We start from the raw sequence: 19328 nt of genomic DNA on the forward strand, positions 1-19328 counted from the left end.
AGGGGCGCCCCGATGACGGGACGCCCCTCGACCTCGTGGCGTCACTTCACGGTGACGAACACCGTGCCGTGTGGCGTCACTTCACGCTGACGATCACCGTCGGCGAAACCGTCGTGCCATGGCTCACCCGGAACCTCTCCGAGCCCCTGGTGGTGAGCTTCGTGGCCATGAAGGTGTAGTTGTTGGCCTGGTCGACCTTGACGGTCTTGACGGTCACCCACCTGGTGCCGTCGTACCGCTGGAGCGACAGGGCGTCACCTATCTTCAGACCCGTCGCGGCGCCCGTGAACGTCACCGACTCACCGGACTGGAGTTCGGTCCTGGAGGCGTTGACGCTGATCGAGACCATCGTCGCGGCCTTCACCGTGGTCACGCTGTGCTGTGTCGCCGGGGCGGCGAAAGCGCCGGCAGCACCGGTGGCCAGCAGCGCGACGGACAGCGCACCAACGGGGAGCAGACGGGCGGAACGGGTGCGAAGTGAGGACTTCACGGTTGTCTCCTGTACTGTGACGGATCCCCCACTGACGGATTCCCCCACCTTGCGCGCACCACTGAGGCTTCCACGGAGCCGAGCGGGCGGCGACCCGTCTGTCACTGGATTGCAGTAACGAGACCGGCCCGAAGATCGCCACTTTAAGTGATTTCTCCAGGTCGTTCGGGTAATCGTGACGCCCGACTTTCTTACGTCGGTTTCACTTCACAGCGGCCGCCGACGCCCTCGGCGCGAGCGTGCGGGCCGCCTTCTGCACCTCGACGGATCCATACGCCGCAGGTCGGCGCCGGTGCTCGCCCGCCACGGAGGCCAACTGGGCCGCACCCGAGGGCGGTTGTCGCCGCCACGGAACACGCCTCGGGTCACGGCGGCCGGCGGGGCGCATGCCGCCGGTCCCGGCCCACCGCACCTCGGATGACGCCATCCGGGCGCTGTCCGCAGGCCCCCGGATCGGACTCTGCCTACGCTGGAATTCGGTCTCTTCGTCGGCCGGAACCGTACGCCAGGAGAGCGCGCCGATGGCCACCACCGATCACCCACCGCCCGCGAGCCGGCTGCGGGCGTGGATGCTGGAGGGGCTGTCCGACATGGGCAGGGGCTCCGCGCAGCAGCCGCCCACCGAACCCGAACCCCCGCACAAGGGCCAGCCCTGGTGGCGGGTGATGTGCCTGACCGGCGTCGACTACTTCTCGACCCTCGGCTACCAGCCCGGCATCGCCGCCCTCGCCGCCGGACTCCTCTCCCCCATCGCCACCGTCGTCCTCGTGATCGTCACCCTCGCCGGCGCCCTCCCGGTCTACCGCCGCGTCGCCAAGGAAAGCCCCCACGGCCAGGGCTCGATCGCCATGCTCGAACGACTGCTCTCCTTCTGGAAGGGCAAGCTCTTCGTCCTGACCCTGCTCGGCTTCGCCGCCACCGACTTCCTGATCACCATCACCCTCTCGGCCGCCGACGCCTCCACCCACCTCATCGAGAACCCCCACCTCACCAGCACCCTCCACGGCCACCAGATGGTCATCACCCTGCTCCTGATCGCCCTGCTGGGCGGGGTGTTCCTCAAAGGCTTCCTCGAAGCCATCGGCGTCGCCTTCACCCTGGTCGGCATCTACCTCGCACTCAACGCCGTGGTCGTCGTCGTCGGCCTGTGGCACGTCGCCACCGCCGGCCACGTCGTCACCGACTGGACCGGCGCACTGACCACCGAACACGGCAACGTCTTCGTCATGGTCGGCCTGGCACTGATCGTCTTCCCCAAACTCGCCCTCGGCCTGTCCGGCTTCGAGACCGGCGTCGCCGTCATGCCCCACGTCCAGGGCGACCCCGACGACACCGAGGAAAAACCCACCGGCCGCATCCGCGACACCCGGAAGCTGTTGACCACGGCGGCCGTCATCATGAGCGGTTTCCTCATCACGACCAGCTTCATCACCACCCTGCTGATCCCGGAGAGGGAGTTCCGGTCGGGGGGCGCCGCCAACGGCCGTGCGCTGGCCTATCTGGCGCACGAGTACCTGGGCAACGCCTTCGGCACCGTCTACGACGTCTCGACCATCGCGATCCTGTGGTTCGCGGGCGCCTCCGCGATGGCCGGACTGCTCAACCTGATGCCCCGCTATCTGCCCCGCTACGGCATGGCCCCGCACTGGGCGCGCGCCGTGCGGCCCATGGTCATCGTCTTCATCCTGGTCGCGTTCCTGGTCACCTGGATCTTCGACGCCGACGTGGACGCGCAGGGCGGCGCCTACGCCACCGGCGTGCTGGTGCTGATCAGCTCCGCCGCGATCGCGGTGACCATCGCCGCCCGCAAGGCCGGCCAGCGCAACTGGACCGTCGTCTTCGCGGTGATCTCGGCCGTCTTCCTCTACACCACCGTCGTGAACGTCATCGAGCGCCCGGACGGTGTGAAGATCGGCGCCTGTTTCATCGCCGGCATCATGCTCCTCTCCCTGCTGTCCCGGCTGGCCCGTGCCTTCGAGCTGCGGGTGACCAGCGTGACCCTGGACACCATGGCGGAACGGTTCGTCCGCGACATCGCCAGCCGCAAGATCCGGTTCATCGCCAACGAGCCCGGCAGCAGGGACGCCGCCGAGTACCGCGACAAGATCGAGCAGATCCGGGCCGACCACGACCTCCCTCAGCAGGAGGACTTCGTCTTCCTCGAGGTGACGGTCGGCGACCCCTCCGAGTTCGAGACGTGCCTGACCGTGCGCGGCGAGGTGCTGCACGGCCGCTATCGCGTACTGACCCTCGAGTCGTCCTCGATCCCGAACGCCCTCGCCGCGCTGCTGCTGCACGTCCGCGAGACCACCGGCTGCACCCCGCACATCTACTTCGAGTGGACCGAGGGCGACCCCTTCCGCAACTTCCTCCGCTTCTTCCTCTTCGGCCAGGGCGAGGTGGCACCGGTGACCCGCGAGGTGCTGCGCGAGGCCGAACCCGAGCGCCGGCGCCGGCCCCGGGTGCACGTCGGCTGAGCGGGCTCAGGCGGTCGCGGCCGCCGCCACGAACAGCCGCTTCGCCATGCCGATGTGCTCATGGACGGCGACGGCGGGGGTGTTGTCGGCGTCCACCATGAGGACGGCGCGGCCGTGCCGCCGCACCCCGCCCGGCCCCCTGGGCGGCCCGGACGAGATGGGTGCCCGGATCGGCCGGCCGCCCTGTCACCGGCCCCGGGCCCGCCCGCAGCCGACCGTGAACCCGATGATCGAACCGCCGCCCTCGCGCCGGCACGCGAACGCCCCTCCCCCGTGCGACGTGGCCACCTCCTGCACGATCGACAGGCCGAGGCCCGAGCCGGGCAGGCTTCTCGCATCCGCGGCGCGGTAGAAGCGGTCGAAGATGCGCATCAGGTCGCCGTCCTGGATTCCCGGCCCGCGGTCGAGGACCTCCACGCGCACGCTGCCCGGCGGCGCCCCGGTGTCCGGCTCGTCGGAGTCCTCCAGCTGGGGCGGGTGCTGGGTGCCCGTGACGACGATCTCGATGGGCGCCTCGCCGCCCCGGTCGAACTTCGCGGCGTTCTCCAGCAGATTGGACACCGCCCGCTGCAGAGCCGTGAGCCGTCCGTCGACCGTCGTGTCACCGCTGACCCGGACGCGGATCTCGCGGCCCGTGCGGCGGCGCACGATCGTCGCCGCGTCCTCGGCGACGTCGGCGAGCATGAGCCGCTGCACCGGCTCCGTGTCCGACTGGCCGGCCGCCAGGTCGACCAGTTCGTTGACCAGGTCGGTCAGCTCGCGTGACTCCTGGGCGAGGTCCGCGACGAGTTCCTCGCGCGCGGCGGACGGCAGCTCGTCGATCCGGCGCAGCAGCGAGATGTTCGTCCGCAGGGAGGTCAGCGGGGTACGCAGTTCGTGGCCCGCGTCCTGCACCAGGCGCCGCTGGTCGTCCTCGGACTGGGCCAGGCGCCCCAGCATGCGGTCGAACGAGCGGCCGAGCCGGGCCACCTCGTCGTTCCCGGTGACCGGCACCTGGATGCCGAGCTGCCGGGTGCGCGCCACGTCCTCGGCCGCACCGGCCAGCCGCACAAGACGCCCGGTGATCCGCCGGGCCAGCCACCAGCCGAACAGCCCGGCGGCGATCACCACCGCGCCCATCAGCAGGGCGGTGCGCTGCTGAAGGCTGCGCAGCAGGTCCTCGGTGCTGCTCAGTTCCTGGGCGACCTGCACCGCGCCCTGGCCGCGGCCCAGCGCGACGGTGGCGACGCGGTAGACATCGCCGTCGACGTCGACACTCTTGTGTTCCACCAGCCTGGCCGCGGTGGCGGCCCTGGCGATCCGCTGGTCCTCGGTGCCGACGGGCAGCGCCGGGTTGGAGTGGTCCACGACCACTCCGCCGGGCCCGAGCACCTGCACGACCGTGCGGCTGGGCCGGATGATGTCGTCGCGCGGGGTGTCGTGGTCCTTGTCGGACATGGCGAAGTCGTCCGGCATCAGCTGCTTCTGGCGGACCTGGCCCTGCAGATCGGCGACGACCTGGGCGAAGACGGTCTGCTGGTCGACCCGTACGAGGCGGGCGGCGGCGTCGTAGCTCAGGAAGCCGACGAGGACGGTGACTCCGGCGGCCACGGCCGCGAACGACACGGTGAAGGTGGTCCGCAGCGAGGACACCTGCCGCAGTCTGGACCGCAGTCGGAGCCTGCGGCGCAGCCCGCGCGGCAGGCGCTGCCACAGGCCTGTCCCGGCACCGGTGTCGACGTCCTGGCGGGATGGTGGAGGCACTAGTCCTCCCTCAGCACATACCCCACGCCACGCACCGTGTGGATGAGCGCCGGGGCCCCCGGCTCGTCGAGCTTGCGCCGCAGATAACCCACGTAGACGGCGAGGTTCTTGGATCCGGGCCCGAAGTCGTAGCCCCAGATGCGGTCGTAGATGGTGGCGTGGTCGAGCACGATCCCGGCGTTGCGCGCGAGCAGCTCCAGCAGGTCGAACTCGGTCCTGGTGAGCTCGAGCTCGCGCTCGCCCCGCCAGGCGCGGCGGGCCTGCACGTCCATCCGCAGCCCCGCGACGGACAGCTGACCGGTGGGGATCCTCTTCTCCTCCTCCTTGGGCACCTCGAAGGAGGTTCCGTTGGTGCGGCGGAGCAGGGCGCGCAGCCGGGCGAAGACCTCCTCGACGTCGAACGGCTTGACGACGTAGTCGTCGGCGCCCGCGTCCAGGCCCGCGATCCGGTCGGCGGTCTCCACCAGCGCGGTGAGCATCAGGATCGGGGTGCGGTCGCCCTCGGCGCGCAGCACCCGGCACACCTGGAGTCCGTCGATGCCGGGCATCATCACATCGAGAACGAGCACGTCGGGCTGGGTCCGGTGGGCCTGAGCGAGAGCCTCGACCCCGTCGGCCACCGCGGTCACCTCGTAACCCTCGAGCGTCAGTGCGCGTTCCAGGGCGTGTCGGATGGCGCGGTCGTCCTCGGCGAGCAGCACTGTCTGGGTCACCCCACCAGTCTGCCAAGGCCAGAGCGGTGCTCTGCCGGTCAGCCGGGGAGCGAGCGTCCTTCTTACCCGCCTCTCACCGCTGCGTGCGTGGCGATTTACCTGCCGGGGCCACTGTGTCGGCCAGGTCACGTCGCACACACCGCGACGTCGGCCGACGTACGCAGCGGAAGTCTCGGCGCGGCGCCGTCCAGGACGCCGGCCCGGAGCCCACCCGGCCCGCCGTCCCAGGGCACGGCCGGGTGATGGGACCGCGCGGCCGGCCCGGAAACCCCCCGGTCCGGTAGCAGGCCGACGCGGAAGGGGTGGGCCGGAAACGGTAGACGGTGGCGGCCCACCCCTCACCCACCCGGGGAGCGGGCGTACGGACCCGCCCCGGTCCGCCCGGCTCAGCGGTGCAGTGCGGCCAGCTGGTCCTCGAAGGGGATCACCTGGAAGCCGTGCGAGCGGGTGACGGCGGCGCCCGGGGCGGGCGCGCCGTCCGCCCGGGCCTCGCGGTCCGGCCCGGCGGGCTTCGGCGGGGAACCGTCCGGTTCGCGGACGGCCGCGGTCAGCGGCGCGGTATCCGCGCCCATCAGCCGCACCAGTTCGCCCGCCCCGCGGTCGATCCGCTCGGCCAGCCCCTCGGCGCCCCAGTCCTCGGAGGCCGCGTACACACCGGTGGGGACTACCACGGCCCGCAGGTACGAGAAGAGCGGACGCAGGGCGTGGTCGAGGACCAGCGAGTGCCGGGCGCTGCCTCCGGTCGCCGCGATCAGGACCGGCTTGCCGGCCAGCGCGTCCTTGTCGAGCACGTCGAAGAACGACTTGAACAGTCCGCTGTACGACGCCGAGAACACCGGTGTGACGACGATGAGCCCGTCGGCCTCCGTCACCGCGTCCAGCGCCTCGGCGAGCGCACGCCCCGGGAAGCCGTTGGTGAAGTTGTGCGCGATCTCCACGGCGAGGTCGCGCAGCTCCACGACCCGGATGTCGACGGGGGTGTGCCGGTCCACGGCGGCGGCCAGCCGGTCGGCGAGCAGCCGCGTGGACGACGGGACGCTCAGCCCCGCCGAGACGACCACGAGTTTCATGCGACGTCCACCTCCTGGGAAACGTCCTCGGCGCCCTTGCGGGCCTCCTCGGCGGCGAGCAGCGACTGGTGCGTGGGGGCGTCCGGGACGTTCGCCGGGCGATTCTTCGCGAACTCCTCGCGCAGCACCGGGACGACCTGTTCGCCCAGCATGTCGAGCTGTTCCAGCACGGTCTTCAGGGGGAGACCCGCGTGGTCCATCAGGAACAGCTGGCGCTGGTAGTCGCCGGCGTACTCGCGGAAGGCCAGGGTCTTCTCGATCACCTGCTGCGGCGAGCCGACGGTCAACGGGGTCTGGTCGGTGAAGTCCTCCAGGGACGGCCCGTGCCCGTAGACCGGCGCGTTGTCGAAGTACGGCCGGAACTCGCGCACGGCGTCCTGCGAGTTCTTCCGCATGAACACCTGTCCGCCGAGACCGACGATGGCCTGCTCCGCCGTGCCGTGCCCGTAGTGGGCGTAGCGCTCCCGGTAGAGCTCGACCATGCGCTTGGTGTGGTCGGCCGGCCAGAAGATGTTGTTGTGGAAGAACCCGTCGCCGTAGTACGCGGCCTGCTCGGCGATCTCCGGGGAGCGGATGGAGCCGTGCCAGACGAACGGCGGCACACCGTCCAGCGGGCGGGGCGTGGAGGTGAAGCCCTGCAGCGGGGTGCGGAAGCGGCCCTCCCAGTTCACCACGTCCTCGCGCCACAGCCGGTGCAGCAGCGCGTAGTTCTCGATGGCGAGGTTGATGCCCTGACGGATGTCCTGCCCGAACCACGGGTAGACCGGGCCGGTGTTGCCGCGCCCCATGATCAGGTCCACCCGGCCGTCCGCGAGCTGCTGGAGCATCGCGAAGTCCTCGGCGATCTTCACCGGGTCGTTGGTGGTGATGAGCGTGGTGGAGGTGGACAGGAGCAGCCTCTCCGTCCTCGCGGCTATGTAGCCGAGCATCGTCGTCGGCGAGGACGGCACGAACGGCGGGTTGTGGTGCTCGCCGGTCGCGAAGACGTCGAGTCCGACCTCCTCGGCCTTGAGCGCGATGGCGACCATGGCCTTGATCCGCTCGCGCTCGGTCGGCGTCCGTCCCGTGGTCGGGTCCATGGTGACGTCGCCCACGCTGAAGATCCCGAACTGCATACCCGCTCACACCCTCCAAGTTTGTTGATGCTTCAACTATACCTTGGGAACGGCGTGGCCCCCGCAGCTATTCCGCCCGCTGTCGGTCTGCGCTTCTACGATCCCTGTATGGCCGCCCCACGCCGTGACACACGAGGCATCGTCGACGCCGCGGAACTCTTCTCCCGGGTCACCTTCCGCCGCCACGAGCCGGCCGCACCCCTGCGCCCGTATCTCGAGCACTACTGGCTGATCGACTGGGACCTCCCGGAGCCGTACGCCTCCCACGTCGTCCCGCACCCCTCCGTGAACGTCGTCTTCCAGCAGCACGGCGACGAGGCGCCCTGGGGCGAGGTGGCGGGCATCGGCCTGGCGCTGTTCACACAGAAGCTCCGGGGCAGGGGCCGGGTGTGCGGGATCCAGTTCCGCCCGGGCGGCTTCCGCCCCTTCGCGCCCGACCACCCGGTGGCGCACTGGACCGGCCGCCGCGTCCCGCTGCCCGAGGTGTTCCCCGACCCGGATCCCGCGGCCGTCCTCGCCCCGGACGAGGACCACGGCCGCATGGCCGCCCTGGACGCCTTCCTGCTGGGCCTCTGCCCGCACCCCGACCCGCAGGCCGATCTCGCCATGACCCTCGTCGACCGCATCCGCACGGACCGCACGATCCGGCGCGTCGCCGACTTCGCACGGTCGGAGGGCCTGTCCGTGCGGCTTCTGCAGCGCCTGTTCGCGGCCTACGTGGGCGTGGGCCCGAAGTGGGTCGTCCTGCGCTACCGCATCCACGAGGCCCTGGAGCGCGCGGAGACCGAGCACGCGGTGGACTGGGCGGGCCTGGCCGCGGATCTGGGCTACGCGGACCAGGCCCACCTGGTCCGGGACTTCACGGCGACAGTGGGGGTGCCGCCGACGGCGTACGTCCACCATCGCACCCCGTGAGAGGCACAGGGCCGGGTCCTGATCGCCGACGCGGCGCGGGTGAGCCCGTGCGGGAGAGGAACGAGGCCTCTTCCACGGCCGTCAGAAGGTGTACCGGTCCCCGGTGGCGAGGACCAGGACCTGCTGGCGGCGCTTGCCCGGATCGCGGACCATCTCGTCGTCGCCCCACACCGAGTCGATCTCCAGGCGCACCTCGTCGGTCGCCGTGTCGGCGAGGCGCAGGCGCAGATGGATCTCCCGCCCCTTGCCGTGCGCGGTGAGCTCGCCCGTGCTGCACACCACCGTGCTCACGTCGTGGCGGGCACAGCCCGCCGGCAGCTGCTGCACCTTCGCCAGCGGCTTGGACCAGTGCAGCCGGACCGTGGCCTCCTCGATGCCCGGACCGAGGTTCGTCGGGGTGAGCCGGACGTTCACCTCACCGCGCCCCATGGCCACGTACCCGTGGTAGGCGACGTCCACCTCGGAGCCCAGAGCCGTCGCGGGCATGGCCGCGCCCACCACCACGGCCGCACCCAGTGCGCCCGACATCCACTTCCTCATCGCCACTTCCTCCGCATCGGCCCGGACATCACGGCATGTATCCCACCTGGACGGCACGGCAGACACCGCCGGGCAGGTGACCGGCGCCGCGCGGTGCCGCCCGCGGCTCCCGTACGGCGTACCCGGGGCGTCGTGCGAGGGTGACGGCATGCTGATTCTGCGATCCGCCGCTCTCTTCGTCGTCGCCGCGCTCTTCGAGATCGGCGGCGCGTGGCTGGTGTGGCAGGGCGTGCGTGAACATCGCGGCTGGATGTGGATCGGCTCGGGCGTGATGGCCCTCGGTGTCTACGGCTTCGTCGCCACGCTCCAGCCGGACGCGCACTTCGGCCGCATCCTCGCCGCGTACGGAGGTGTCTTCGTGGCCGGCTCGCTGGCCTGGGGAATGGTCGCCGACGGCTACCGACCGGACCGCTGGGACGTGACGGGCGCGCTGATCTGCCTCGCCGGAATGGCCGTGATCATGTGGGCCCCACGGGGCCACCACTGACCGCCGGTCGGGCACCGGGGCGGCCGCCTCCAGGGCGCCCCGCCGGGCCTGTGCCCCGGCCACCTATCCTGGGCAGAGGTCGCCCGTACGCCCGTACACGGACCGCAGGACCGAGCCCGCCGCCCGAGGAGCCGCCCCATGACCGCCGCCGTACCCCCCGCCGCCTCCCGCATCGCCGTGGTCACCGGGGCGAGCAGCGGCATCGGCGCCGCAACGGCCCGGCAGCTCGCCGGGGCGGGCTACCGCGTTGTCCTCACCGCCCGCCGCAAGGACCGGATCGAGGCGCTGGCGGAGGAGCTCACGGCGGCCGGCCACTCGGTGACGGCGTACGCGCTGGACGTGACGGACCGCGCCGCGGTCGACGAGTTCGCGTCGGCGTTCAGGACGATCGGCGTCCTGGTGAACAACGCCGGCGGCGCGCTCGGCGCCGACCCGGTCGCGACCGGTGACCCCGAGCAGTGGCGCCGGATGTACGAGACGAACGTCCTCGGCACGCTGAACGTCACCCAGGCCCTGCTCCCCGCCCTGACGGCGAGCGGGGACGGCACGGTGGTGGTCGTCTCCTCCACTGCCGGTCACGGCACGTACGAGGGCGGCGCGGGCTATGTCGCCGCCAAGCACGCCGAGCACGTCCTGGCCGAGACCCTGCGCCTGGAGATCGTGGGCACGCCGGTGCGGGTGATCGAGGTCGCCCCCGGCATGGTGCGGACGGAGGAGTTCGCGCTGACCCGCTTCGACGGGGACGCCGAGAAGGCGGCGAAGGTCTACGAGGGGGTCGCCGAGCCCCTGACGGCCGACGACGTGGCGGACACGATCACCTGGGCGGTCACCCGCCCCAGCCACGTCAACATCGACCTGCTGGTGGTACGCCCGCGGGCTCAGGCATCGAACACGAAGGTGCACCGGGAGCGATGACAGCGATGACAGAGGAATCGACGCCGGCCCCGGCCGACGAGCCGGATCACGCCGGGGAGCGGGAACGCCTCTCCCTGGAGAAGAAGCGCGAGCGCTTCGTCTGGTACTACCTCGCGTACTTCCTCTTCGGCATCCATCTCGTGGCCTTCGTGATGATCTACGCGGTGCGGCACGCGAAGTGAACCACCGAAGGCCCCCGGCGACCGGGGGCCTTCGCGACGTCAGCCCTTCACGCAGACGACCTGCTTGAGCTTGGCCACGACCTCCACGAGGTCGCTCTGCTGCTCGATGACCTGCTCGATGGGCTTGTAGGCACCGGGGATCTCGTCCACGACGCCGGAGTCCTTGCGGCACTCCACGCCCTGGGTCTGGTCCTGAAGGTCCTTCGTGGTGAAGCGGCGCTTGGCCGCGCTGCGGCTCATGCGCCGACCCGCGCCGTGCGACGCCGAGTTGAAGGACTTCTCGTTGCCGAAGCCCTTCACGATGTACGAGCCGGTGCCCATCGAGCCCGGGATGATCCCGAACTCTCCGGAGCCCGCGCGGATCGCACCCTTGCGGGTCACCAGCAGGTCCATGCCCTCGTACCGCTCCTCCGCCACGTAGTTGTGGTGACAGGAGATCTCCGGCTCGAACGTCGGCTTCGCCTTCTTGAACTCCTTGCGGATCACGTCCTTCAGCAGCGCCATCATCAGCGTGCGGTTGTACTTCGCGTACTCCTGCGCCCAGTACAGGTCGTTGCGGTACGCCGCCATCTGCGGGGTGTCCGCGACGAACACGGCGAGATCGCGGTCGACGAGGCCCTGGTTGTGCGGGAGCCTCTGGGCCACGCCGATGTGGTGCTCGGCCAGTTCCTTGCCGATGTTGCGGGAACCGGAGTGCAGCATCAGCCACACGGCACCGGTCGTGTCCGTGCACACCTCGACGAAGTGGTTGCCGCCGCCGAGCGTGCCCATCTGCTTGGTGGCGCGCTCCGCGCGGAACCTCACCGCCTCGGCCACTGCGTCGAACCGCCCCCAGAAGTGGTCCCATCCGGAGGTGGGCACCCCGTGGAAGCTGCCGGGGTCGACGGGCTCGTCGTGCATCCCCCGGCCGACCGGGATCGCCTGCTCGATCTTCGACCGCAGACGGGACAGGTCACCCGGAAGGTCGTTCACCGTCAGCGACGTGCGCACCGCCGACATGCCGCAGCCGATGTCCACCCCGACCGCAGCCGGACACACCGCGTCCCGCATGGCGATGACGGAGCCGACCGTCGCCCCCTTGCCGTAGTGGACGTCCGGCATGACCGCCAGTCCCTTGATCCACGGCAGAGTCGCGACGTTCTGCAACTGCTGCATCGCGGCGCCCTCGACCGACGCCGGGTCCGTCCACATACGGATCGGGACCTTCGCGCCCGGTACCTCTACATACGACATCGCTTACTCAACCCCCCGAAAGGCACCACAAGTCTTTTAACGCAAAAACCGTCACCAAGGTCGACGTATAGGACAACGGACCGGCGTTCACGGCAGTGCGTGCGATACACATTGTCTCCAGGGGTCCGCCCCACGCGGCAACCGATTAACCAGCGGACACACACCGCAGGACCGTCGAGAGGAGCCTCACCGTGCAGCGGAAGGCGTACGCACCGGGCGCCGTCGTGCTGCTCGCGGCCCTGCTGGCCGCCTGCACCGGCAGTTCCGGCAACGGCGATGCGGCGGAGGACTCCAAGGCGGGCGGCGTCACCGCGAGCGCGACGGCCGCGCAGCCCGGCAAGTACCGCACCCTCTCCGACGCCTGCGGCACGGTGGACCACGACATCCTCGACTCGCTCCTGCCGGGCATCAAGCAGACGGCGGACCAGGAGCAGCGGGACAAGTCGTACCAGGGCGAGGCCGTCCCCACGTACAACAACGACCGCCGCTCCGGCTGCCGCTGGAAGGCCGAGTCGACCGGCGCCACGGACCGTCTGTACGTCGACCTCGAGCGCGTGGTGTCGTACGACAACGCGGTCTCCGACGACAATCGCGCCCACGACGTCTACTTCATGAAGGAAGAGGCCGCGAACCTCCCGGAGCCGATCTCGGGGGCGGCCGGCGGTTCCGCGAACGACGGACCGGCGCCGACCACGAGTGCCCCGCCGAGCGCCGGCGTCACGCCCTCCGGGACGGCCACGGCCTCGCCCCCGGCGTCCGCGTCCGCCCCCGCCTCCGGGAGCCCGTCGGCCACCGGGACCGCGGCCGACCTGCGGCCCCGCACACTCGACGACCTCGGGGACGAGGCGTTCCTCGACGACCGGCTGAGCACCGCCGAGCAGCGCACCGTGACTGTGGTGTTCCGCACGTCCAACGTGATCGTGACCATCGAGTACGACGAGCAGCCGAGCGGCACCGCTCAGGCGCCGGACAGCAAGGACATGCAGGACAGGGCCCGGAAACTGGCTCGTCAGCTGGCCGGTTCGCTCGGCTGACGAGGGCTCCGGAGCAGCCCGGGCAAAGGAACCGATCCCGAACCGCATGCGTCCCCACCGCGTACCGTGGCCCCTCGGACCCGATCCGACCGCACGATCCACGAGCGTCATGAGTGAAGGAACCATGCACCGACCTGCACAGCGAGACCATCGAGATCAGCACGATCAGGGGGAGCGTCAGCCGGGCCGCCGGAACGCCCGCCTCGGCCGACTCCTCGTCTGCGCGGCCGCCGTTCCGGCGGTGCTCGTCGTCGCCGGCTGCTCCTCCTCGGACTCCGGCTCCGCCGCGGGCGAAGACGCCGCGCAGCAGCAGACCCCGGCCGCGAAGCCGTCACAGAGCGCCTCGGCCAATGCCGTACAGCCGGCCGCGTACTCGACGCTGCCCGAAGCCTGTGCCGTCCTGTCCGGCGCGACATTGGGCGATTTGGTGCCGAAGGGGACGAAGTCCGGCAAGGAGGGCACTACGGACGACACCGCGACGCGTGCCAGCTGCTCCTGGAGCAGCCTTCAGAACAACGGCGTCAAGGGCTCCCAGTTCCGCTGGCTCAACGTCTCCATGCTGCGCTTCGAGTCGAACGCCACGCGCGGCGCGGGCGACAAGCTCGCCAAGGACTACTACGGCCGGCAGGTGCAGGACGCCCAGTCCGTCGACGGCTCGAAGAACACCAAGCCCGAGCAGCTCACCGGGGTGGGCGACCAGGGGACCGCAATACGCTACGACCTGAAGAAGAAGGAAGGCACCTTCAAGCAGCAGACGGTCGTGGCACGCGTGGAGAACGTCGTCATCACCGTCGACTACAACGGCGCGGGCCTGGCCGGCGACACGACACCGAGCGCCGACGACCTGACCAAGGCCGCGGAGAAGGCCGCCAAGGAGGCCGTGTCCGCGGTGACGGCGGCGAACCACGACGGCGGAGCCTCGCCTTCGAAGCCGGCGTCCGAAAGCCCTTCCGGGAGCGCGTCGAAGGGCGCGTCCCCCTCCGCGTCCGCGTCCAAGAAGAACTGAGCGGATCCCGGAAAATCGGCCGGGCCGTCGAACACATGGTGCCACCAGGGAAGTTACCGAAATCCGGTCCCGTCGGGACCGGGCTCTCGACGGACCGGCCACCCATGCGCCGCACGCGTATGCCACCCTGTTGCGCGCAACAACACGCATGGGGAGGGGAGTAGAGGTGGCCGCGCCACTGCAGCTGACACGGATGCACCGGATTCTCATCGGTGTGGTCGTGTCAGGGGCCGTCATCATCGCCGGGATCGGCTTCGCGGGCTCCTACGCGGCCGTACGCGAGCTGGCCATCAAGAAGGGCTTCGGGAACTTCGCCTACGTCTTCCCGATCGGTATCGACGCGGGCATCTGCGTCCTGCTGGCCCTGGACCTGCTGCTGACCTGGATCCGCATCCCCTTCCCGCTCCTGCGCCAGACGGCGTGGCTGCTGACGGCGGCGACGATCGCGTTCAACGGCGCGGCGGCCTGGCCGGACCCGCTGGGTGTGGGTATGCACGCGGTGATCCCCGTGCTGTTCGTGGTCGCCGTCGAGGCGGCCCGCCACGCGATCGGCCGGATCGCGGACATCACGGCGGACAAGCACATGGAGGGCGTCCGCCTGACCCGCTGGCTGCTCTCCCCCATACCCACGTTCCTGCTCTGGCGCCGGATGAAGCTGTGGGAGCTCCGCTCCTACGACCAGGTCATCAAGCTGGAACAGGAACGTCTCGTCTACCAGGCCCGCCTGCGCTCCCGCTTCGGCCGCGCCTGGCGCCGCAAGGCGCCGGTGGAGTCGCTCATGCCTCTGCGGCTGGCGAAGTACGGCGTCCCGCTGATGAACACCGCCCCCGCGGGCCTGGCGGCGGCCGGGATAGAACCGGCCCTCATACCCCCGTCGCCGGAGCCGGCCGCGGCTCCCGCGAGTCGAGCCGTGGAGACCGGGCCCGTCCCCCAGCAGGCGGCGCCTCCCGGCGAGCCGCGCCCCGAGCTCGAGGGCCGGCAGCACCCCGAACAGTCCGTCCGGGCGGAGGACCCCGAGCAGAGCCCCTGGTTCAACGCCCAGCAGCAGCCGCCGGACTACCACGGCGGATACGACCCGGGCTACGAGCCGGAACCTCCCTACGCCGGCGAGGAAGAGCACTGGCAGTTCTACGAGGGGCAGCAGCCGGCGGAGCAGTACCAGAACCCCGCCCAGGAGATCCCGGAGCAGTACCGGAACCAGATCCCCGAGCAGTACCCGAGCCCGTTTCCGGACCAGTACCAGAACCCCGTCCCGGAGCAGCCCCGGGAACCCTCTCCGGAGGACACCGGGAGCTTCCCCATCCCCGTCACCGGCAACCGCGTGCGCGAGCTCGGCGAGGGCGGCGGCACGCCGGAGCCCGACGAGGAGTCGTACTACCAGGTCTTCAAGCAGTCGATCAACGGCAGCTATCCGACACCGCGCGAGTTCATCGACAACGTCGAGGCGGAGTTCCGCAAGAGCCTCACCTCGGACGAGGCCAAGCGCCTGGTCAGCCGCTTCACGAACCGCCATACCGCGGAACTCGAAGAGGACCACATCGCCTGACGCCCCGGCGCGTACGACGACGGGGGCGCCCGGTGCCATCACCGAGCGCCCCCGTCGTCGTACGGCAGGTCCTACTCCCCGAGCAGCGTGCGCACCCGGTCCTGTCCCACCGCGAGCAGCAGGGTGGGCAGCCGCGGGCCGGTGTCACGGCTCACGAGCAGGTGGTACAGCAGCGCGAAGAACGATCGCTGCGCGGTCTTGATCTCCGGCGGCAGCTCCTTGGGCGTCGCGTCGGCGGAGAACCCTGCCTGCACCTTGGGCACGCCGTACACGAGGTGGGTGAGCCCGTCCAGGGACCAGTGCTCCGCGAGGCCCTCGAGCAGCAGCCGCAGCGACTGCTGCCCCTGCTCGTCGAGGGACTTCAGCAGTTCGACGTCGGGCTCGGCGCGGACGATGGTGCGCTGGTCGGCCGGCACCTGGGTGTTGATCCAGGCCTCGGCCCTGTCGTACCGCGGCCGGACCTCGTCGACCGAGGTGAGCGGGTTGGCCGGGTCGAGGTCGGACAGGATGCGCAGTACCTGGTCCTGCTGACCGGCGGTGATGTCGGCGACGGACGCCAGCGTGCGGTAGGGCAGCGGGCGCGGGGTGGCGGGCAGCGGGCCTGCTGCCGTGCCGGTGGCCCGGGTGTATCCGGCCACGTCGCCCGGCAGCGCGGAGTCGTCGGCGACCTTGAGCGCCAGCTTGTCCCACTCGTCGTAGAGCCGCTGGATCTCCTGGTCGAAGGCGATCTTGAAGGACTGGTTGGGCCTGCGCCGGGCGTAGAGCCAGCGCAGCAGCTGGGGCTCCATGATCCGCAGCGCGTCGGCCGGCGTCGGCACCCCGCCCTTGCTGCTGGACATCTTGGCCATGCCGCTGATGCCCACGAAGGCGTACATGGGGCCGATGGGCCGCTCGCCGCCGAAGATCCCGACGATCTGCCCGCCGACCTGGAAGCTGGACCCCGGGGAGGAGTGGTCGACGCCCGAGGGCTCGAACACGACGCCCTCGTAGGCCCACCGCATGGGCCAGTCGACCTTCCAGACCAGCTTGCCGCGGTTGAACTCGCTCAGCCGCACCGTCTCGGTGAACCCGCAGTCCGAGCACGAGTACGTCAGCTCGGTGGTGTCGTCGTCGTACGCCGTCACGGTGGTGAAGTCCTTGCCGCACCGGCCGCAGTAGGGCTTGTACGGGAAGTACCCGGCGGAACCGGAGCTGCCGTCGTCCTCGCCGGCCGCACCGGAGCCCTCGGCGGCCTCGAGCTCGGCCTCGTCGACGGGCTTCTGCTGCTGCTTGGCGGCGGCCTTGGGCTTGGTGCGGTACTGCGCGAGGACGGCGTCGATCTCGCCGCGGTGCTTCATCGCGAAGAGGACCTGCTCGCGATAGGCGCCGGAGGTGTACTGCGCCGTCTGGCTGATGCCTTCGTGCTCCACGCCCAGTTCGGCCAGCGACTCGATCATCGCGGCCTTGAAGTGCTCGGCCCAGTTCGGATGGGCCGAGCCCTTGGGGGCGGGCACGGACGTCAGCGGCTTGCCGATGTGCTCGGCCCAGGACTCGTCGACGCCCGGCACCCCGAAGGGCACCTTGCGGTAGCGGTCGTAGTCGTCCCACGACAGGACGTGGCGCACCGTGTACCCGCGCCGCCGGATCTCGTCGGCGACGAGATGGGGCGTCATGACCTCCCGCAGGTTCCCCAGGTGGATGGGGCCCGACGGGGAGAGTCCGGACGCGACGACGACCGGTTTGCCCGGGGCCCGACGCTCCGACTCCTCGATGACCTCATCCGCGAAACGGGAGACCCAGTCGGTGGTCTCGGTGCTCTGAGCCACGATCGGCACGTCCTTCTTTCTCCATGGGCAGCCGGTACGGTCGCACGGCTGACCGCTCCATTGTCCCAGGCGGGGCCGCCACGACGAAAACGGCTTTTCACGGCCCCGCCACACCCTCGGTGACGCCCGGACGCAGGCGGGCGTGCGGCCCGCGAACGGAAAAATCGCTTTGCCCCGCATGGGATACTGGCCGTGTCCATCTATACGCACGAGGAGAACGGCACCCACTCCTATGGCCTCGGTCACGTCCCTCACCGACTCCGTCCAGCAGCGCCTCGCGAACGCCCTCTCGGCCGCCCTGCCCGAGGCCGCCGACGCGGACCCGCTGCTGCGACGAAGCGATCGGGCGGACTACCAGGCCAACGGGATCCTGGCACTGGCGAAGAAGGCGAAGGCGAACCCGCGCGAGCTGGCGACCCAGGTCGTGGACAAGGTCGTCACGGGTGACCTGATCAAGGACGTCGAGGTCTCCGGGCCCGGCTTCCTCAACATCACGGTCACCGACAAGGCGATCACCGAGAACCTCGCCGCCCGGGCCGCCGACCCCGACGGCCGCCTCGGCGTGCCTCCCGCCGAGAACGCGGGCACCACGGTCATCGACTACGCCCAGCCGAACGTGGCCAAGGAGATGCACGTCGGCCACCTGCGTTCCGCGGTGATCGGCGACTCCGTGGTCAAGCTCCTGGAGTTCACCGGCGAGACGGTCGTCAGGCGCCACCACATCGGCGACTGGGGCACCCAGTTCGGCATGCTCATCCAGTACCTGGACGAGCACCCGCACGAGCTGGACCACAGGGCCGCCGAGGTCACCGGCGAAGAGGCGATGTCGAACCTCGACCGGCTCTACAAGGCGGCCCGCAGGCTCTTCGACTCGGACGAGGAGTTCAAGACGCGGGCCCGGCGCCGGGTGGTCGATCTCCAGGCCGGCGACGCGCGCACGCTCGCCATGTGGCAGAAGTTCGTCGACGAGTCGAAGATCTACTTCTTCTCGGTCTTCGACAAGCTGGACATGGAGATCCGCGACCCCGACATCGTCGGCGAGTCCGGCTACAACGACATGCTCGAGGAGACGTGCCGCCTGCTGGAGGAGTCCGGTGTGGCGGTCCGCTCCGAGGGCGCCCTGTGCGTCTTCTTCGACGACGTCAAGGGCCCGGACGGCAAGCCGGTGCCACTGATCGTGCGGAAGTCGGACGGCGGCTACGGCTACGCGGCCACGGACCTCTCCGCGATCCGCGACCGCGTCTTCAACCTCAAGGCGAACTCGATCATCTACGTCGTGGACGCCCGCCAGTCGCTGCACTTCAAGATGGTCTTCGAGACCGCGCGGCGGGCCGGCTGGCTGAACGACGACGTGAAGGCGTACCAGCTCGCCTTCGGCACGGTCCTCGGCAAGGACGGCAAGCCGTTCAAGACCCGTGAGGGCGAGACGGTCCGCCTGGTCGACCTTCTCGACGAGGCGATCGAGCGCGCCTCCGCCGTCGTGCGGGAGAAGGCGCAGGACCTGTCCGAGGAGGAGATCGCCGAGCGCGGGTCCCAGGTGGGCATCGGCGCGGTGAAGTACGCGGACCTGTCGACGTCGGCGAGCCGGGACTACAAGTTCGACCTCGACCAGATGGTGTCGCTGAACGGCGACACGTCCGTCTACCTCCAGTACGCCTACGCCCGTATCCAGTCGATCCTGCGGAAGGCCGGCGAGGTGCGCCCGGCCGCGCACCCCGAGCTGGAACTGGCCGACGCCGAGCGCGAACTGGGCCTGCACGTGGACCAGTTCGCGGAGACGGTGGCGGAGGCCGCCCGCGAGTACGCGCCGCACAAGCTGGCGGCGTATCTGTACCAGTTGGCCTCGCTCTTCACGTCCTTCTACGACAAGTGCCCCGTCATCAAGCCAGCGCCGCCGAAGGACATCGCGGAGAACCGCCTGTTCCTGTCCGACGTCACGGCCCGCACCCTGCACGAGGGCATGGCGCTGCTGGGCATCAGGACGCCCGAGCGGCTCTGACACCGCGCCGCCGTCAGGAAGAGCCCCGCACCCCGGGCCGGTGCCCGGGATGCGGGGC

At 70.5% G+C, this 19328-nt stretch carries 17 protein-coding genes; 9 read left to right on the forward strand and 8 right to left on the reverse strand.

What is annotated here, in order from left to right; genetic code table 11:
- Positions 1–76 precede the first annotated feature (76 nt).
- Positions 77–490 carry a hypothetical protein gene (locus tag ACSHXN_RS18560; RefSeq protein ID WP_355137027.1) on the reverse strand — a complete coding sequence of 138 codons (414 nt, stop codon included), beginning with the start codon at positions 488–490 and terminating at the stop codon, positions 77–79.
- A 521-nt stretch (positions 491–1011) separates the two neighbouring features.
- Here ACSHXN_RS18560 and ACSHXN_RS18565 point away from each other — a divergent pair.
- Positions 1012–2967 (forward strand): amino acid transporter, encoded by a 1956-nt coding sequence (locus tag ACSHXN_RS18565; RefSeq protein ID WP_438303384.1) that lies wholly within the window; start codon positions 1012–1014, stop codon positions 2965–2967.
- A gap of 186 nt (positions 2968–3153) precedes the next feature.
- On the opposite strand, the gene ACSHXN_RS18570 is transcribed toward ACSHXN_RS18565, so the two are convergent.
- The 4 genes from ACSHXN_RS18570 to ACSHXN_RS18585 form a co-directional block, all read right to left on the reverse strand.
- Positions 3154–4650, reverse strand: coding sequence for a HAMP domain-containing sensor histidine kinase (locus ACSHXN_RS18570; protein ID WP_383359003.1), 1497 nt, complete (start codon positions 4648–4650; stop codon positions 3154–3156).
- Between the two features lie 59 nt (positions 4651–4709).
- A complete protein-coding gene (locus ACSHXN_RS18575; RefSeq protein WP_355140625.1) occupies positions 4710–5423 on the reverse strand; it encodes a response regulator transcription factor in 714 nt (237 codons plus the stop codon).
- A 386-nt stretch (positions 5424–5809) separates the two neighbouring features.
- Positions 5810–6493 carry an FMN reductase gene (locus ACSHXN_RS18580; RefSeq protein ID WP_355140626.1) on the reverse strand — a complete coding sequence of 228 codons (684 nt, stop codon included), beginning with the start codon at positions 6491–6493 and terminating at the stop codon, positions 5810–5812.
- Positions 6490–7608, reverse strand: a complete 1119-nt coding sequence (locus tag ACSHXN_RS18585) for an LLM class flavin-dependent oxidoreductase (protein ID WP_355804479.1) — start codon at positions 7606–7608, stop codon at positions 6490–6492. Before ACSHXN_RS18585 ends, ACSHXN_RS18580 begins: the two co-directional genes overlap by 4 nt.
- A 108-nt stretch (positions 7609–7716) precedes the next feature.
- Between ACSHXN_RS18585 and ACSHXN_RS18590 the strand changes: the two genes are divergently transcribed.
- On the forward strand, positions 7717–8523 hold the full coding sequence (locus ACSHXN_RS18590; RefSeq protein ID WP_356114679.1) for a helix-turn-helix transcriptional regulator: 807 nt from the start codon (positions 7717–7719) through the stop codon (positions 8521–8523).
- Positions 8524–8604: 81 nt separating this feature from the next.
- On the opposite strand, the gene ACSHXN_RS18595 is transcribed toward ACSHXN_RS18590, so the two are convergent.
- Positions 8605–9063, reverse strand: a complete 459-nt coding sequence (locus tag ACSHXN_RS18595) for a hypothetical protein (RefSeq protein ID WP_355140629.1) — start codon at positions 9061–9063, stop codon at positions 8605–8607.
- Positions 9064–9211: 148 nt separating this feature from the next.
- Between ACSHXN_RS18595 and ACSHXN_RS18600 the strand changes: the two genes are divergently transcribed.
- The 3 genes from ACSHXN_RS18600 (at position 9212) to ACSHXN_RS18610 (ending at position 10647) form a co-directional block, all read left to right on the forward strand.
- Complete coding sequence (locus tag ACSHXN_RS18600; RefSeq protein ID WP_355140630.1) at positions 9212–9550, forward strand: YnfA family protein; 339 nt, start codon at positions 9212–9214, stop codon at positions 9548–9550.
- Positions 9551–9688: 138 nt separating this feature from the next.
- Positions 9689–10465, forward strand: a complete 777-nt coding sequence (locus ACSHXN_RS18605; RefSeq protein WP_355140631.1) for an SDR family NAD(P)-dependent oxidoreductase — start codon at positions 9689–9691, stop codon at positions 10463–10465.
- Positions 10462–10647 (forward strand): hypothetical protein, encoded by a 186-nt coding sequence (locus ACSHXN_RS18610; protein ID WP_355140662.1) that lies wholly within the window; start codon positions 10462–10464, stop codon positions 10645–10647. The genes ACSHXN_RS18605 and ACSHXN_RS18610 overlap by 4 nt, the downstream gene beginning before the upstream one ends.
- Positions 10648–10686: 39 nt before the next feature.
- Here the strand turns inward: ACSHXN_RS18610 and ACSHXN_RS18615 are convergent, their stop codons facing one another.
- Positions 10687–11880, reverse strand: coding sequence for an RtcB family protein (locus ACSHXN_RS18615; RefSeq protein WP_356114680.1), 1194 nt, complete (start codon positions 11878–11880; stop codon positions 10687–10689).
- A 191-nt stretch (positions 11881–12071) separates the two neighbouring features.
- Between ACSHXN_RS18615 and ACSHXN_RS18620 the strand changes: the two genes are divergently transcribed.
- The 3 genes from ACSHXN_RS18620 to ACSHXN_RS18630 all read left to right on the forward strand — a co-directional run bounded on the left by ACSHXN_RS18620 (position 12072) and on the right by ACSHXN_RS18630 (position 15466).
- On the forward strand, positions 12072–12914 hold the full coding sequence (locus ACSHXN_RS18620; RefSeq protein WP_438303385.1) for a DUF3558 domain-containing protein: 843 nt from the start codon (positions 12072–12074) through the stop codon (positions 12912–12914).
- A gap of 124 nt (positions 12915–13038) precedes the next feature.
- Positions 13039–13920, forward strand: coding sequence for a DUF3558 family protein (locus ACSHXN_RS18625; RefSeq protein WP_356114681.1), 882 nt, complete (start codon positions 13039–13041; stop codon positions 13918–13920).
- 193 nt (positions 13921–14113) lie between these two features.
- Complete coding sequence (locus tag ACSHXN_RS18630) at positions 14114–15466, forward strand: DUF2637 domain-containing protein (protein WP_438306479.1); 1353 nt, start codon at positions 14114–14116, stop codon at positions 15464–15466.
- Positions 15467–15537: 71 nt separating this feature from the next.
- On the opposite strand, the gene lysS is transcribed toward ACSHXN_RS18630, so the two are convergent.
- Positions 15538–17280, reverse strand: a complete 1743-nt coding sequence (gene lysS, locus ACSHXN_RS18635) for a lysine--tRNA ligase (RefSeq protein WP_355140635.1) — start codon at positions 17278–17280, stop codon at positions 15538–15540.
- Positions 17281–17503: 223 nt separating this feature from the next.
- Between lysS and argS the strand changes: the two genes are divergently transcribed.
- Positions 17504–19270: an arginine--tRNA ligase gene (gene argS / locus ACSHXN_RS18640; protein ID WP_438303386.1), complete on the forward strand. Its 1767-nt coding sequence runs from the start codon at positions 17504–17506 to the stop codon at positions 19268–19270.
- Positions 19271–19328: the final 58 nt, after the last annotated feature.

Origin of the sequence: Streptomyces sp. HUAS TT11 (assembly GCF_051553595.1) — a bacterium.
In the GTDB taxonomy this organism is placed as follows: Bacteria; Actinomycetota; Actinomycetes; order Streptomycetales; family Streptomycetaceae; genus Streptomyces.